The organism is Nocardia brasiliensis (assembly GCF_042691675.1).
Taxonomy (GTDB): Bacteria; Actinomycetota; Actinomycetes; order Mycobacteriales; family Mycobacteriaceae; genus Nocardia; species Nocardia brasiliensis_D.
The window spans coordinates 8,425,878-8,441,658 of record NZ_CP170507.1 but is presented as its reverse complement, the minus strand read 5'-3'; the positions used below and the strand labels follow the sequence as shown (position 1 = coordinate 8,441,658).

12 protein-coding genes are annotated in these 15,781 nt (G+C 68.4%); 8 read left to right on the top strand and 4 right to left on the bottom strand.

Features of this window, described 5'->3' with window-relative positions; genetic code table 11:
• The first annotated feature begins 16 nt into the window (after positions 1-16).
• From ACFK0J_RS38920 to ACFK0J_RS38905, 4 genes are all read left to right on the top strand, one after another.
• Positions 17-1,150: a hypothetical protein gene (locus ACFK0J_RS38920; RefSeq protein WP_378734768.1), complete on the top strand. Its 1,134-nt coding sequence runs from the start codon at positions 17-19 to the stop codon at positions 1,148-1,150.
• Positions 1,137-2,744: a hypothetical protein gene (locus ACFK0J_RS38915; RefSeq protein WP_378734766.1), complete on the top strand. Its 1,608-nt coding sequence runs from the start codon at positions 1,137-1,139 to the stop codon at positions 2,742-2,744. The genes ACFK0J_RS38920 and ACFK0J_RS38915 overlap by 14 nt, the downstream gene beginning before the upstream one ends.
• A gap of 242 nt (positions 2,745-2,986) precedes the next feature.
• Positions 2,987-4,819 (top strand): phosphoenolpyruvate carboxykinase (GTP), encoded by a 1,833-nt coding sequence (locus tag ACFK0J_RS38910; RefSeq protein WP_378734764.1) that lies wholly within the window; start codon positions 2,987-2,989, stop codon positions 4,817-4,819.
• Between the two features lie 421 nt (positions 4,820-5,240).
• The gene (locus ACFK0J_RS38905; RefSeq protein ID WP_218472286.1) at positions 5,241-5,444 is read left to right on the top strand and encodes a hypothetical protein; all 204 of its coding nucleotides are present in this window, start codon (positions 5,241-5,243) and stop codon (positions 5,442-5,444) included.
• Here the strand turns inward: ACFK0J_RS38905 and ACFK0J_RS38900 are convergent, their stop codons facing one another.
• Complete coding sequence (locus tag ACFK0J_RS38900; RefSeq protein WP_378734762.1) at positions 5,445-6,887, bottom strand: aldehyde dehydrogenase; 1,443 nt, start codon at positions 6,885-6,887, stop codon at positions 5,445-5,447.
• Positions 6,888-7,097: 210 nt separating this feature from the next.
• Between ACFK0J_RS38900 and ACFK0J_RS38895 the strand changes: the two genes are divergently transcribed.
• Positions 7,098-7,400: a hypothetical protein gene (locus ACFK0J_RS38895; protein ID WP_378734760.1), complete on the top strand. Its 303-nt coding sequence runs from the start codon at positions 7,098-7,100 to the stop codon at positions 7,398-7,400.
• 2 nt (positions 7,401-7,402) lie between these two features.
• Here the strand turns inward: ACFK0J_RS38895 and ACFK0J_RS38890 are convergent, their stop codons facing one another.
• A complete protein-coding gene (locus ACFK0J_RS38890) occupies positions 7,403-8,191 on the bottom strand; it encodes a class I SAM-dependent methyltransferase (RefSeq protein WP_378734758.1) in 789 nt (262 codons plus the stop codon).
• Between the two features lie 252 nt (positions 8,192-8,443).
• On the opposite strand from ACFK0J_RS38890, the gene ACFK0J_RS38885 reads away from it, so the two are divergent.
• Entirely contained in the window at positions 8,444-9,616 is a 1,173-nt protein-coding gene (locus ACFK0J_RS38885) for a glycosyltransferase family 4 protein (RefSeq protein WP_378734756.1), read from the top strand.
• A gap of 117 nt (positions 9,617-9,733) precedes the next feature.
• Here the strand turns inward: ACFK0J_RS38885 and ACFK0J_RS38880 are convergent, their stop codons facing one another.
• Positions 9,734-11,536, bottom strand: coding sequence for a hypothetical protein (locus tag ACFK0J_RS38880; RefSeq protein WP_378743322.1), 1,803 nt, complete (start codon positions 11,534-11,536; stop codon positions 9,734-9,736).
• 303 nt (positions 11,537-11,839) lie between these two features.
• Between ACFK0J_RS38880 and ACFK0J_RS38875 the strand changes: the two genes are divergently transcribed.
• Positions 11,840-13,078, top strand: a complete 1,239-nt coding sequence (locus tag ACFK0J_RS38875) for a polysaccharide biosynthesis protein (protein WP_378734754.1) — start codon at positions 11,840-11,842, stop codon at positions 13,076-13,078.
• A 124-nt stretch (positions 13,079-13,202) separates the two neighbouring features.
• Here ACFK0J_RS38875 and ACFK0J_RS38870 read toward each other — a convergent pair whose 3' ends face one another.
• Positions 13,203-14,354, bottom strand: a complete 1,152-nt coding sequence (locus tag ACFK0J_RS38870) for a DUF3068 domain-containing protein (protein ID WP_378734753.1) — start codon at positions 14,352-14,354, stop codon at positions 13,203-13,205.
• 202 nt (positions 14,355-14,556) lie between these two features.
• Here ACFK0J_RS38870 and ACFK0J_RS38865 point away from each other — a divergent pair, with 202 nt between their 5' ends.
• Positions 14,557-15,765, top strand: a complete 1,209-nt coding sequence (locus ACFK0J_RS38865; RefSeq protein ID WP_378734751.1) for an acyltransferase family protein — start codon at positions 14,557-14,559, stop codon at positions 15,763-15,765.
• Positions 15,766-15,781: the final 16 nt, after the last annotated feature.

Sequence of the window (15,781 nt, the reverse complement as noted above, 5' to 3'; positions counted from 1 at the left end):
GTAGAGGGGGTGCAGCATGCCGACAGTCACCGAGTCCGAGGGGCCGTTGCGGGAACGCGGGGTACCCGCGCGCGAACACGACCAGCTCGACCGGCTGCTGGCCGACCTGCGGTTCGGCACGGGTCGGGACGCGCGGATCGGCTACGCCGCGGCCGCCGCCGTCAGTGCCTGGCGCAAACCGCCGCGCATCCAGGTGCTGGGTCGCGCCCACGCGGGCCGGTCGACGGTACTGCACGCGCTCGCCCTCATGTCCGCCGTGGAGAGCGATCCGGTCGACGAGCCGGACCTGCCCGATCCGGTGTTCGACGCCGACATCGCCGTCTACGTGCTGTCGGCCGCGCCGTCGTCCGCGGACCGGCGGGTCCTCGCAACGCTGCCGCCGGAGCGCACCGTCGTGGTGTTGAACAAGGCCGACGCGATCGGCGCCCGCTGGGGCGATGCGGTCACCGCCGCCGAAAAGTACAGCAGGGAGATCGGTATTCCGGTGCTTCCGGTGGTCGCCTCGCTGGCCATGCGGACCCGGGCCGGTGCGATGACCGATGCCGACCTGGCCGCGCTGCGCAGGTTGGCCGCCGATGACAATGCCGCGCTGACGCTTTCGCCGGACCTGTTCGTCGCGCCCGGCCCGGACCTGGCCGCTCGCGAGCAATTGCTGCAACGCTGGGACCTCTACGGCGTCACCTGCGCGCTCGCCGCACTGCGCCACGATCCGGCGCTCGACCCGCAAACGGTGCTGCAAATCCTGCACGCGGCCAGCGGAATCGACGCGCTGCACCGCCTGCTGCACCGCCGCTACGAGCAGGTCTCCGCGCTGCGTGGCGGTGAACTCCTCGACGAGCTGACCCGGCTGGCCGCCAGGGCAATACCGGAGGGAGCCAGCAAGGCCCGAGACATCTTGGAGGCCTATATCTTCGGTGACGACGCCCGGTGGCTCGGTCTGTGCGCGGGACTGGCACACCCCGGTGTGGCCCATCTCGCGGCGGGCTACCCGGCCCCGGCTCCCGCCGACGCCGACGACGCCATGGCCCGCGCCGCCCGCTGGCGCGCCGTCGTCTCCAGCGACATGCCGCCCGCCGCCCGCCGCGCCGCCCTGCGCGTGCACAACGGCTACGTCCGACTATGGGAACGGATGAGCAGTGCCGGCCTCTGAACCTCCGCCCGGCCCGGACCGGTTGCCCGGTCCGGCTACTGCTTCAGATCGACCGCTCGACCTGCCCGCCGACCCGCCCGCCGCCACCCGAGCCGAACCAGCCGCCGGCCAGCCGCCTGAGCTAGAAGCGGTTGTGGCGCGCTGGAATCCGCAGGGTATCGCGCTGCTGCGCGCCGTGCGGGGGACCGGCGCGGCCGGCGCGGTGACATTGATCGGGCCCGCCGATGCCAATACCGCGCTGTTGCGCACCGAATTGGCTCGCTTCGAACCACGTATCGATCTCACGGACCCGGTGGCCGACGCCAGTGCGGCGGTGGAGACCACGTCCCCGTCGGGGACCGCGCCGTCGCCGGTCGCGCTGATCCTGTTGGACGCGGGAACCACGATCGGCGCCGATACCTTGCGCATCGTGCACCGCCTGCGCGCGGACGACACCCGAATCCTGCTCGCCATGAACGGCATTCACGCCTACCAGGATTGGCGCTCGGTGCGGGCGCGCGATCTGGAACTTCTGGCCGCGCAGGGCGTGGCGGATCTGGACATCCTGCCGGTCTCGGCGCGGCTGGCGGCGGCGGCGCGTACCGCGGGTGATGCGGGTCTGCTGGATCGATCCGGGTTGGGCGCGCTGCACGCGGAGCTGACCGCCGCGGCCGCGGGCGCGGAAGCCGAGGGCGGTGGCCGGGTCGCGGCGGTGACCGCGCGGGTGCTCGCCGACACCAGGCAGCGAGTGGTCGAGCAGGTGGCCGCGCTGCGCTCCGGCGCGGAGACGGCCAGGCTGCGGGAGGAGCGTGCCGTGCTGCTCGCCGGCCGCGACGGCGGCCGGGCCACCGCCATGTCCACGCTGCGCGGCCAACTGCACCTGGCTCGCCTGGACTTGATGACCGAGGTGGGCGCCCGGATCCGGGCACTGCACGTCGCGACCCGCGCCGACCTCGACCGGATGCGTCGCAACGAACTCGGCGACTACCCGGAACGGTTGCAGCAGGCCACCACCGAACTGACCGGTGTGGTCGACCACGCCATCGATCAGCGGCTCGCCGAGCTCGCCACCCTCATCGACGGTGTGGCGCAGGCGCCGGGCCTGCCGCCGCGCCGTCGCGACCCCGCGCCCCGGGTCGGGCCCGACCCTGATCCGCGGCACCGTGGTGTCGAAGATCACCTCATGATCGTGCTCGGCGCGTCGGCCGGTGTCGGCCTCGGCAGGCTGTTGGTTTCGCCACTCTCGCTGGTGCCCGCGCTGGATTTCGCGAGCTGGCCGGTGACCTTGCTGCTCGGTGGCGGCGCGGCCGGCTGGGTGGTGCGGGCCCGCGGACAGCTGGCCGATCGCGCGCACGTGCGGCAATGGGTCTCCGACGCGCTGGTCAGCGTAAAAGCCCAGCTCGAGCAGCGAGTGGCGACCGCCCTGGTGGAAACCGAAACGGCGCTGGCCGACCGGGTGGTCCGGGCGAGCGCTGCCCGCATGGTAGAGACCGATCGGCGAGTGGCGGAGTTGGAGGCTCGTTTACGACGTATGGTCGCCGAACAACCCGGCCAACTCGCGGCATGCGAACGGGATATCGCGATCCTCGATCGATGGATCTCGCTGGTTGATTAACTCTTAAGAATGGGTACATAGTGACGAACCCGATTCCGTACCGGCCGTCACATCGCGTTAACCTCTAATCAGGAACTTGGGCGTCCGCTAAGTCCTCGTCCGCCGTCCAGCCGGGGCGCGCTTTCGACTGGTCGTAGCGGGTGCCTTCCCGCCAATGGTGGCGCTCGGTGTGTTCGCGCTGGTCAAGGGCAAGCCCAGGCGGCGACACAACGTAGGGACCGCCCATCTCAGGAGAGTTTTCAATGACCTCAGCGACCATTCCTGGTCTTCGTGGATCCGACGGCAAAGCGCCGACCGAGCACAGCGAACTACTCGCCTGGGTACAGGAAGTCGCAGAACTCACTCAGCCAGATCGAGTGGTCTGGGCCGACGGTTCCGACGAAGAATGGGACCGCCTGACCACTCAGCTTGTCGAGGCGGGCACCTTCAAGCAGCTCGATCCGAAGAAGAAGCCGAATTCCTTCCTCGCACTCTCCGATCCTTCCGACGTGGCTCGGGTCGAGTCGCGCACCTACATCTGTTCCAAGAGCGAAGCCGACGCCGGTCCCACCAACAATTGGGTCGACCCCGCCGAGATGCGCGCCACCATGACCGAGCTGTACCGCGGCTCGATGAAGGGCCGCACCCTGTACGTGGTGCCGTTCTGCATGGGCCCGCTCGGCGCCGAGGACCCCAAGCTCGGCGTGGAGCTCACCGACTCCGAATACGTCGTCGTCTCGATGCGCGTGATGACTCGGATGGGCAAGGCGGCGCTGGAGAAGATGGGCACCGACAAGCCCTTCGTGAAGGCGCTGCACTCGGTCGGCGCGCCGCTGGCCGATGGCCAGGCCGACGTGCCGTGGCCGTGCAACGACACGAAGTACATCACCCACTTCCCGGAGGACCGCGAGATCTGGAGCTACGGCTCCGGCTACGGCGGCAACGCGCTGCTCGGCAAGAAGTGCTACTCCCTACGCATCGCCTCGGCCATGGCCCACGACGAGGGCTGGCTGGCCGAGCACATGCTGATCCTCAAGCTGATCTCCCCGGAGAACAAGGCCTACTACATCGCCGCCGCCTTCCCGAGTGCCTGCGGCAAGACCAACCTCGCGATGATCCAGCCGACCGTGCCCGGTTGGCGCGCCGAAACCCTCGGTGACGACATCGCCTGGATGCGCTTCGGCAAGGACGGTCGTCTGTACGCGGTGAACCCGGAGTACGGCTTCTTCGGCGTCGCGCCGGGCACCAACCGCAGCTCCAACCCGAACGCCATGGCCACCATGGAGGCGGGCAACACCGTCTACACCAACGTCGCGCTGACCGATGACAACGACGTGTGGTGGGAAGGTCTCGAGGGCGAGCCCGATCACCTGATCGACTGGAAGGGCAACGACTGGTACCGCCGGGAGACCGAAACGCTTGCCGCCCACCCGAACTCGCGTTACTGCACGCCGATGTCGCAGTGCCCGATCCTGGCTCCCGAGTGGGACGATCCGCAGGGTGTGCCGATCTCGGCGATCCTGTTCGGCGGGCGCCGCAAGACCACGGTCCCGCTGGTCACCGAGTCGTTCGACTGGCAGCACGGCGTTTTCATGGGCGCCACCCTGTCGTCGGAGCAGACCGCGGCGGCCGAGGGCAAGGTCGGCACCGTGCGCCGCGACCCGATGGCGATGATCCCGTTCATGGGCTACCACGTCGGCGATTACCTGAACCACTGGATCAACCTCGGCAAGAACGCGGACGCGAACAAGCTGCCGAAGATCTTCTATGTCAACTGGTTCCGCCGCGGCGCCGACGGCCGCTTCCTGTGGCCCGGTTTCGGCGAGAACTCCCGCGTGCTGGAGTGGATCGTCGGCCGGGTCGACGGCACCACGGAGGCGGAAGCCACCGCGATCGGCAATGTGCCGGTCGCCGCGAACCTGGATCTCGACGGCCTGAAGGTGGACCCCGCCGATGTCGATGAGGCACTCAAGGTCGATGTTGCCGAGTGGCGCAAGGAGATTCCGCTGATCGAGGAATGGTTCGAATTCGTCGGCGACAAGCTGCCGTCCGGCGTGCGCGATGAATTCGAGGCGCTGAAGCAGCGTTTGGCATAATCGCCCGGCAAAGACCAAGCCGCCCGCACCATTTCCCTTGGTGCGGGCGGTTTTGTTTGTGCGACAGTGCTATTCGGTGCAGATGGGCGATGCGCCCCCTGCGGATCACAATGACAGATCAATGATCGGTTGTTGTGCGTGTTTCCCGCCGCGCGGACCCCATGTTGTGGTGCTATGGGTAATGGTCGAGTGTTCACACGGTGCGAGCGCCCAAAGGTTTGCCAAGACGCGGTATAGGGTAGTTGCCCGGTGTGCGAGGTTTGCGCACAAGTGGCCTATGCTTGCCGTGTTCTTAGTCTCATGACCTGCCAGTCCGATTGCTAACTGTTAACTGATCGACTGAACTACTTCCCTATCGACATCGGGTTTCCGCGATGCTCGCGGCGAACGATGGGATCGACGCGCGAGAGGTGGTTGGAGCATGACCGATCTGGAAACCGGGGCGTCCATCGCGCCCCTGGTTGCTGGTTTCGAACTGGCGACCGCTAGCACGCCGCTGCGCCGCGCTGCCGGGCGTTTGCAGGCCGTCCTGCCCCCGGGCTGGCGCGTCGAGATCGTCGACGCGCCGAGCCTCACGGGCCGCGACAATGAACCCGTGCTGCGGGTGGTCATGCCGACCGACTGATCAGCCCGCCCAGCCCATGGGCATGAGCACCGACTTCTGCTCGCAGAACGAGTCGAGGCCCTCCGGGCCGTTCTCCCGGCCGAGTCCGGAGCTCTTGTAGCCGCCGAACGGTGCGCTTGGGTCGAACGCGTACCAGTTGATCGCGGAGGTCCCGGTCCGCACCCGTGCGGCGATCTCGGCACCGTGCTCGACATCCGCGGTCCAGACCGATCCGGCCAGGCCGTATACCGAGTCGTTGGCGATGGCCACGGCCTCGTCCTCGGTCTCGTAGGGGATCACCGACAGCACCGGGCCGAAGATCTCCTCCTGTGCGATGGTCGACTTGTTGTCCACGTCGGCGAAGATCGTCGGCTCGACGAACCAGCCGCGATCCAGACCCGCCGGGCGACCGCCGCCGAGCGCGAGGCGCGCGCCCTCCACCTTGCCCTTGGCGATATAGCCCTCGACCCGCGTACGTTGGCGCTCCGAAATCAGCGGGCCCAGTTGCACGGTCGGATCATCGGGAACGCCGACCTTCATCGTCTTCACGTGTTCCACCAGCGCGTCGAGGATTTCGCCATACCTGCTGCGCGGTGCGAGGATTCGGGTCTGCGCGACGCAACCCTGACCGCTGTTCATCAGTCCGGAGAACGCGAGCACCGGAATGCCCGCGATGTCCATATCCGGCAGCAGGATCGCCGCCGACTTACCGCCGAGCTCGAGCGAGACGCTCTTGAGCTGTCCGGTGGCGATCGCGCCGATCTTCTTGCCCACCGCGGTACTACCGGTGAAGGTGACCTTGTCGACGCCAGGGTGCGAAATCAGGTATTCGGCGACCTCGGCCTCGGCGGGCAGCACCGAGAGCACGCCCTCCGGCAGGCCCGCCTCGGTGCAGATATCGGCGACCATATTGGCGGTGATCGGCGTCAGCGGTGCGGGTTTGAGCACCACCGTGCAGCCCGCCAGCAACGCGGGCGCGAGCTTGTTGGCCGCGAGGAAGAGCGGGACGTTCCACGCGGTGACGGCGGCGACGACCCCGCGCGGCTCCCTGCTGACGCGTGCGGTGCCGAACAGGCCGGTGCGAGTTTCGTTCCAGGGGAACGATTTCGCGAGTCCGGCGTACGCGTCGAGCGCGGCGACCGCCGGAATCTGGTTGAGCGTCATCGCGATCATCTGCGGCGCGCCCATCTCCGCGGTGAGCGCGGCGAGCAGTGCGGCCGAGCGCTCCTCGATCAGCCGCGCGGCGCGGGTGAGCACCTGAGCTCGCTCTTCCGGCGGCGTCGACGGCCACGGACCGTGGTCGAAGGCGTGCCGCGCCGCGGCGACCGCGGCGTCGACATCGGCCCGAGCCACCGCGGGGACGCTGCCCACCGGCTCGACCGTGACCGGCGAGATGACCTGGACGCGCTCGGCGGTGGCTGGCGCGGTCCAGCGGCCGCCGATGAACAAGCTGTCGTAATGCATGAGAACACGTTACAGTTTTGCCTCTCGCTTGTCTGTAACCTGTTTCAGTTCCGTAGTGCGACAGTCTCGCTGAGCAGGACGAATCCCAACCCGTCGGTTCGCTTTTCGTAGAACGCACTATTGCGTTCTGTTGCTGGACGGAGGATGCTAATAGCTACTGATCAGCTCGCTCGATTTCTGAACCGATACCACCATTGGGGAGACCGAGTCATGGCGGTGCAAGTTGTCGGCCGATCGCTGATGACCAGCGACCAGACCGAACATCAAGCGAAGAGCGTTGGCGCAGGCGGCTGGGTCGTCTCCTTCCTGCCCGGCCGGACGCTGACCATCGAGCAAGCGACCGCCGCTATGCAGGCAGCTGAGGCTGTCGCCGTGGTCGGAGCTTTAGCCGACCAAGTCGGGCTGACCACCCTGGAGACCGTCGGACTCGCCATTCAGGAATCGCCGTGGAGCCAGCCGCTACACGAGCCGTGCGGCCGGCGCACCTGGCGGCGCGGCTGGCTGGAGCACTAGCGCTACTTCTTGGCTGCCACAACGACGAGATTGCTCACCAATAACTCCCGCACCACCGGAATGCGGACCAGCCACCACGCCCAACGCGGGTGATAGCGCGGGAAGATCGTCCGCACGTCCGCGGAAGTACCCGCCGCCCAGCGCAATCCGTCCGCCGCACGCACCGCGAACAGCGACTCGCCGAACCGGTTCTTCGGTTCCCGCCCTTGCTTGCGGCGATACCGGCGCGCGGCATATTCGCCACCCAGGTAATGCCACGGCCCGGTTTCGTGTCCGCCGAACGGGCCGAACCAGACCGTGTACGACAACACGATCAGCCCACCCGGCCGCGTCACCCGCACCATCTCGTCCGCCATCAGCCACGGCTTCGACACATGCTCGGCGACATTCGAGGAAAAACAGATATCCACCGCGTCGTCGCGGAACGGCAACGCCATCCCCGAGCCGCGCACCGCACCCGCCACCGACAGCCCGGCCGCGTGCATCTCCGACGGATCCGGCTCCACCGGGATATACCGCGCACCCGTCTTGACGAACTCGTCGGCGAAGTAACCCGGACCGCCGCCGACATCCAGAATCGTCGCGCCCGTCAAAGCCTGGCCCGTGAGATCGGCGTAGAAATCGCCGATCATCGCCGCACTGTCCTCGGCCAGACCGCCGTAGAACACCGCGGGATCGGACTGCTCGAACCGGAAACTACCGAGCAACCGCAGTGATCGGCGCAGTGTCGCCCGGCGCGCGAACCGGGGCGCGCGCCGACGCACACCATCGGAGGGCGTTTCTTTGAGCACGGCGCCGAGTCTCGCATAACCCCGCAGGCCTGCTGTGCACCACTCTCGACGGCGGACGCGGCGGTGGATTTCCGTCCACCCGCATTTGCCGGTGATATGCGCCAGGGTGGCCCGGTGTTCGGTGACGTCCGTTCGGCGCATCGCCGACCACGCGCGATCTGGACATCGGACCGCGTCACACCGCGTCGGTTAGGGTGTAGCGCGATATCCGATGTTCCCGACCGGGACACCCTGACCGAGAGAAGCTCGACCGTGCGCGAAGTCCTCCTGCTGTGCTGGCGTGACACCGGGCACCCGCAGGGCGGCGGCAGCGAACGGTACCTCGAACAGGTCGGCGCGCAGCTCGCCGCACGCGGGGTCAAAGTCACCCTGCGCACCGCCCGCTACCCGGGGGCACCGAAGCGCGAGCACATCGACGGCATCGACATCAGCCGGGCGGGCGGGCGCTTCTCCGTCTATCCGCGGGCATTGGCCGCGATGGCGCTCGGCAGGCTCGGCCTCGGACCGTTGCGCGGTGTGCGGCCCGACGCGGTGATCGACACCCAGAACGGCATCCCGTTCTTCGCCACGGCCGCGACCAAGGCGCCGTCGGTCGTGCTGGTGCATCACGGGCACCGGGAACAGTGGCCGGTCGCGGGCCGGCTGGTCGGCCGGATCGGCTGGTGGATCGAGTCGCGGCTGTCGCCACGGGTGCATCGGCGCAACCAGTACCTGACCGTCTCGCTGCCCTCGGCCGAAGAACTCGGCACCCTCGGCGTCGAGCCGTCCCGGATCGCGGTGGTGCGCAACGGCGCCGAACCCGTTCCCGCGGACGCCCCGACCGGCGCCACCGCGACCCGCACCGCGAACCCGCGCATCGTGGTGCTGTCCCGCCTGGTGCCACACAAGCAGATCGAAGACGCGCTCGCCGTGGTCGCCCGACTGCGCACCCGCATCCCCGGCCTGCACCTGGACGTCATCGGGGACGGCTGGTGGGCCGACAACCTGAAGGCCGACGCCCGCGACCTCGCCATCGCCGACGCGGTCACCTTCCACGGCCACGTCGACGAACGCCGCAAACACGAACTGCTCGCCCGCGCCTGGGTGCACGTGCTGCCCTCGCGCAAGGAAGGCTGGGGCCTCGCGGTGATCGAGGCCGCCCAGCACGGTGTGCCCACCATCGGCTACCGCAGCTCGCGCGGCCTCACCGACTCCATCGTGGACGGCGTCACCGGACTGCTCGTCGACGACGTCGCCCAATTGGCCGACGCGGTAGGCGAACTCCTCGACGACCGGGCCGCCCGCACCGTCATGGGGGAGAAGGCGCGGTCCCGGGCCCGCGAATTCTCCTGGGAGCAAACCGGGAACGGCGTATACGAAGTCCTCGCCGCGGCGGCCCGAGGCGAACACACCTCCGGCCTGATCGCCCCCCGCCCCGACCACTGACCCCCCACCGGCCAAGGGTTGTCGCATGATCAACGGGACATCAGCGAGGCCGCACTCGCAAAACGGCGCAGCCATGTCCCGTTGATCATGTGGTGCCGTGCTCGGCTGGCTGGGTGGTCAGCGTTTGCGGGGCAGTCGGCGTGCTGCGGCGACGAGTGGGCCGCCGACCAGCAGTGCTGCCCAGAGGACGTGTGCGGCGATGACAAGGCTCCGACGCATCGGCGGGTCATCGCGCTGATCGATGACGCCGGGTACCCGATATAGCGCGAGGTCGGCGTCGTCGTAGACCGGGTCGAGTTGTGCGAGCGTAGTTTTCGACTCGCCGAGCGGTCCTGGTGTGCGGCGCTCGACCAGCACCCAGCCGACACCGTGACCAGCCAGTTCCTGAGCCGAACCGCCATGCAGCAGTAGGGCTTCCACCGCGCGGGCGCGGGCGCCTTCGCCGGACACGGTGCGGCCGCGGACCGGGAGTTCACCGGTTTGCAGCACGTCGCGCGGCAGCATGCGCGGCGCGGGATCCAGAACCGGCGCGGTTCCGCTGTACCGGAACTTCCGGAACATCCCGCCCGGCAATACCGCAACGTCGCCTGGTCCGGCCAGTTGCCCGGCGAGCTGCTGCCATCCGGCCGGATAGCGCACCGGCCGGAGCGCACCGCCGACACCCCAGGCGAGGTCGAAGAGGGGCAGCACCAGCAGAGCGATGAATGCCGTTGCGACCCAACGTGTCATCGTCGGATGCTGGGTCGCCTGCGAGACAGCGGCCTCGGGTAATGCGCCTCGAGTGGTGACACGACCCGCCCGTGGAGAGGCGAGCCCGTCCTGTGCGGGGGACTTCGATGAGGTTGAGTCGGGCTGCCGATCGGATCCAGTCGCGGCGAATCGCTCGACAACGACGCCGCAGGCCGCCGCAGCACACAGCGCGTAGGCGGGAACTGCCAGTGCAACATACTTTTGGGTGTCCCGGAGCAGTCCCGCACCGGGCACGTGGGCGACGAGCCACTCCATGATGTGCATGCCCCACGGCGTCGCGCCGAGGGCGGGGAACAGGATGGCGAGCCCAGCGAGCACTAGGAGCGCCCGGCGGACATATCGGTCGTTGGCGTCGGTGGCACCGGTGTAGACCGCTCGTACGCCCGTCGCGACGACGGCGAGCAGCGCGACGGTGCCGATCAATGCGAGAAGTGTTGTGCGCGAGTCGGGTAATGCCTCGCCGTTCCAGATGCCACCGAGCCCGGCCAGGCTGGTCAGTGTGCCTAGGCTGGGTTCGGCGCGCGCGGCGAACGCGGCTATGCCCGCCGGATCCGATGGTTCGCTGCCCGCACCCGACAGCGCGGTCGCCGTCAACCATGGCGCGGATGCGACGACGAGTAGCGCCGCGGCTCCGGCCAGCCGTCGTCGCCCGACCAGCACAAGTGCGGTGATGCCCGCGAGTAGTGCACCGGTCGGTGTGAGCCCCGCCGCGGCAAGGCATCCCGCCAAACTCGTCCACGCACTCGCGGTCTCCCGCCGGTCGGCAGCACGGGCCGAGGCAGTGCGAATTCGATACGCGGCCAAGACAACCCAGGGCAGCGCGGCATATCCGGTGAGCAAACTCCAGTGGCCCTGCAACAGGCGTTCGGCCACATAGGGATTCCACAGGGCAACCGTGGTGGCGACGAGTTGCGCACTGATCGGCGCCCCCAGCAGCTCGCGCGCCAGCACGGCCGCGCCGTAACCCGCGGCCCACAGCGCGACGAACAGGATCACCTTGACGATCAATCCGCCGTCGATGATCGGCGACAAGACCGCGAGCAGCGCATCCTGTGGCACCGCACGAGGAGCGGCATCCCCGAGCCCGAGCGCCGAATCCGTCAGATACGAGCGCGGCGTACTCACCGCATCCCGCAGCAACAAATACCCGGACCCGAGCAGCGGCCCCATGATGAGCAGCGCCAGCACCGCGCTGTACCCCGCCGGGCCGAACCGCGCCCACCGCTCGCGTCGCCAACGGCCGCTCTCGCTCACGCTTGTGCACCCTACGTTCCACGCGGCCCCCGCCTCTACCCGCACGCCGCCGCACACCGGTCACGCTCGCCGCGGCCTCTGCGCAACGTCGTCACCAGCCGCGACCCGCCGACCTTCCACACGGTCCACAGGGGGTATACGGCCGGTGCACCGTGCCGAAGCCCGGTGATCTGGGCCTGCGGCGGGGCGGGACGGCGCTGGTGGCGGCGGGGTGGGACGATGACACGCGTGTCTGAGGTCCGTCGTTTTCCTGTGGTGGCGGATCTGACGTTGGTGACGGCGGGGGCGATGACCGCCAACGTGGCGGGATATCTGCTGCAATTGCTGGCCGGGCGGTGGCTGGGGGTGTCCGGGTACAGCGAGTTCGCGAGCTTGCTCGCGGTGCAGCTGTTGTGTGCGGTGCCCGCGCTGGCCTTGCAGAACGTGGTGGCCAGGGAGTTGGTCCGGGGCGCGAGCGCCGCGGCGCTGCGCGGCTTGCAGTGGCGGTGCGCGGTGATTGTCGCGGTGGTCGTGGCGGCGCTGGTGCCGGTGGTGACCAGTGCCTTGAACGTCGGTGTTGCCGCCTGCGCGGCGGCGCTCGGTGCCGCGCCCGCATTGGTACTGCTCTCCGGCGAACAGGGAGTACTGCAGGGCGGCAGGCGGTTTCGGGCATTGGGCGTGGTGCTCGGCGCGGCGGGCATTGCCCGGGTCGCCCCCGCGCTCATCGTGCTCGCCGCGGGTGGCGGCGCGGCGCTGGCGCTGTGCGCCGCGGCGCTGGGTATCGCGGTCGCCGCGGTGTTCGGCCGGTTCGTCGCCGGGTCGCCGCCATCACGGGCCCGTACCGGTGCCACCGACGAGGACGAGGTCGTCCAAACGATCGGCGTGCTGCCGGTGCTGCGGGCCGCACAGGTGCAGGCGGCGTTGATGGCGTTGTCCTCGACGGATCTGATCGTGGTCCGGATGGTCCTCGACGACGCGGACGCCAGCCGCTACGCCCTCGGCACCATTGCCGCGAAAATCGCGTTCTGGCTACCGCAAGCGGTCGGTGTCGTGCTGTATCCGCGGATGGCCCAACCGACTCACTCCGCGCGTGCGATCAGATCGGCGCTCGCGGTGCTGTCCGGCATCGGTCTCGTCGCCGTGCTCTGCGCCGCCCTCGCCGCGCCGCTCGCCCCACTGCTGGCAGGCCAGGACTACGCCCCCATTCAAGGGCTGCTCTGGCTGTTCGCCCTGCACGGCGCGATCCTCGCGGTTTTGCAGGGCGCGATGCTTTCCGCCATCGCGGTGGACCGCACCGCCCTCGCCACCCTGACCTGGCTCGGCCTCGCCGTCGAAGTGACGCTGATGGTTTCGTTCGCCCGCTCTATCCCGGCGCTCATCACCACCGTCGCTTCCGTCGCCGCCGTCACGACGATTGTGGTCGCGGTAGTCGTCCTGCGCACCGCCGACCGCGACCGTTCGTTAGCCTCGCCGCGCTGACGGCCGAGCCACGAGGTTTCGCTGATGTGCGACGACATCGAGCAGACCGCGGCCGAATAGACCGAGCGCGGAAAAGAATACGGCCCCCTGGTCATTGACCAGGGGGCCGAACTCGTCAGCTAGCTCAAGGCTTGGTGATATTGATCTGCTCGGTCGGCGGATCATTGTCCACTCGACGCGAACCACCGCCGGCCGGTGCCGTGCCGCCGGGACGCTGGCTCAGCGGTCCGCCGCTGCGCGCCGGTGCGGGCGTCGAGCCGCCACCGCGCACCCCGAGGAACACACCGACGATCAGCGCGATCACGCCGAGCACGCCGAGCACGATCGGCATGATCCGCCCGTACAGCGACAGCTTGTCGATGTTCTCCTTGGCCACCGCGATCTGCGACTCGATGGTGTTCTCGTCGAACACGATGTGCGACTTCAGCGCGGTGACCTCCGGCTTGTCACCGGAGCGCGCGTAGTACAGATGGAGCTGCTCGCCGCCCTTGATCACCGTGCCGGTCTCCGGCTCGACCCACACGTCGCGGGTGTTGGTGTACCAGCGCGACATGGTGATGTCGCCTTCGCCGGGCACACCCCACTTGGCGGCGGGGAAGGTCAGCTTGTTGGTCGGCGCGGGCACCACATCGTTGAGATTGGTCGCCGGAATGGTCTGCTGGAAGTGGTAGACCTTCATGTTGTTGATCTCGGCTTCGCCGACATAGTTGATGTCGAAGGTCTTGCGCGCGTTGAGATCGAAGTACGGGTAGGTCTTCGCCTCGGTGCCGATCGGGAACCGGTACTGCAGACCGGTGTGCTGCACCGGGTCGGCCACCGGCTGCAGCTCCTTGTTCACCGTGACCGCGATCGAACCGTTCGGGTTCTTGTCGACCGGCTCGCCGGTCTTGCGGTCGATGGTGACCCGGTCGATGGTCGCGGTGAGCAGGCCGGTGTCGCCCTGCTTGTCGATGCGGCGCAGCGTCTGACCCGCCTGCACGGTCATCTCGTCGGCATCGGAGGGCTCCTCGACGGTGAGGAAGCGCTGCGACACCAGCGGCACGTTCGAGTCGATCTTCGCGGCACCCTCCGGGGCGGTGAGCGACTTGGAGTCGAGCACCAAGCTTTCCTCGCCCGGCTGGTTGGTCGCGATGGTGGTGATCTCGAGATCGAGAGGAGTCTTCGCCAGTTTGCCGACGGTGTAGGTCGGGATCAGCAGCGCGGCGACAATCAGCAACGCGCCGAGACCCACGAGCAGGCAGGCCACCGTCCTTCTGGTTCCGGCACTCAGTGCCATGCAAACTCTCCTCGTCGTAGAACAGGGTCGTTCCGGCGAGTACGGCGGGCCTCCCGCGGCACTCGTGAGCCCCGACACTAACAGTCCGGTGACGTACCATGCGGCGCCGAGGCCGGAAAAGGCCGAGAAATCGCCCGAGTTTAGCGCGAAATGTGAAACACGGAGTTATCACCTGAGAATTGGCAAGGCAGACTGGAGTCCGATGACCGCGACATTGCCTACCTCCGCCGCTGCCGCCGCCCCGGCGACCGAATCGGCCCGCTCCCGCGGCTTTCTGCCCGCGCTCGAAGGCATGCGCGGAATGGCCGCCCTCGGGGTGTTGCTGACGCACGTCGCGTTCCAGACCGGAGCCGCTGGCACCCCGGTGCTTGGCCGAGTGTGGGGCCGGTTCGACATGGCGGTCGCGGTGTTCTTCGCGCTCTCCGGTTTTCTGCTGTGGCGCCCGCATGCCGCCGCGGCGCGCGGGTTGGGCAGCGCGCCGTCGCTCGGCTACTACCTGCGGCATCGCGCCGCCCGCATCCTGCCCGCGTATTGGGTGGTGGTGTGTGCGGTGCTGGTGCTGCTGCCGAGTGCGGCCGGGACGGCGTCGTTGCGGGTATGGGTGTCGAATCTGGCGCTGCTGCAAGTGTTCGTGCCATTGACGCTGACCGACGGGCTGACCCAGATGTGGAGTCTTTCGGTCGAGGTGGCCTTCTATCTGGTGCTGCCGTTGCTGGCGTTCGCGGTGGTGCGGTTGCGCGGGGCGGCCGCCCGCCGGCGGGTGCCGGTGCTGCTCGGCCTAGCGGTCGTGTGCCTGGGTTGGAACTTCATTCCGGTGCCGACGCCGGACGCGATTCATTCCGACAATTGGCTGCCCGGTTATCTGCCGTGGTTCGCGATGGGAATGGTGCTGGCCGAACTCTCTTTTGATAGCGGACAGCTATCAAAGTGGCGGCGGCTCATGGGTAATCAACGCCTGATGTGGAGCATCGCGCTGATCTTCTTCCTGGTCTCGGCAACCGATATCGGCGGGCCCGCCGGACTGACGCATGCCGAACCGTGGCAGTACGCGGCAAAGATGGCGCTCGGCGCGATCATCGGCTTCGCGCTGCTCGCCCCGCTGGTGCTCGGTGATACGTCCCGGCCGCATCGGTGGCTTGAATCGTCGGTCGCCGCGACCATCGGGCGCTGGTCCTACGGGATCTTCATCTGGCACCTCGCGGTGCTGTGGGTGGTGTTCCCGGTGTTCGGGATCCTGCCGTTCAGTGGGAGTTTCGGATACGTCCTGATCCTCACGATCGCGTTCACGCTGCCCATCGCGGCCGCCAGTTACGCCTTGGTCGAAGAACCGGTGCGCCAGTGGACGCGCCGTCGCGACCACGCGAAGCCGGTGCGGGAATTCGACGAGGACAACCGGCTCGCGGCGCCGTGAGCCGAGCGAAGGCGGG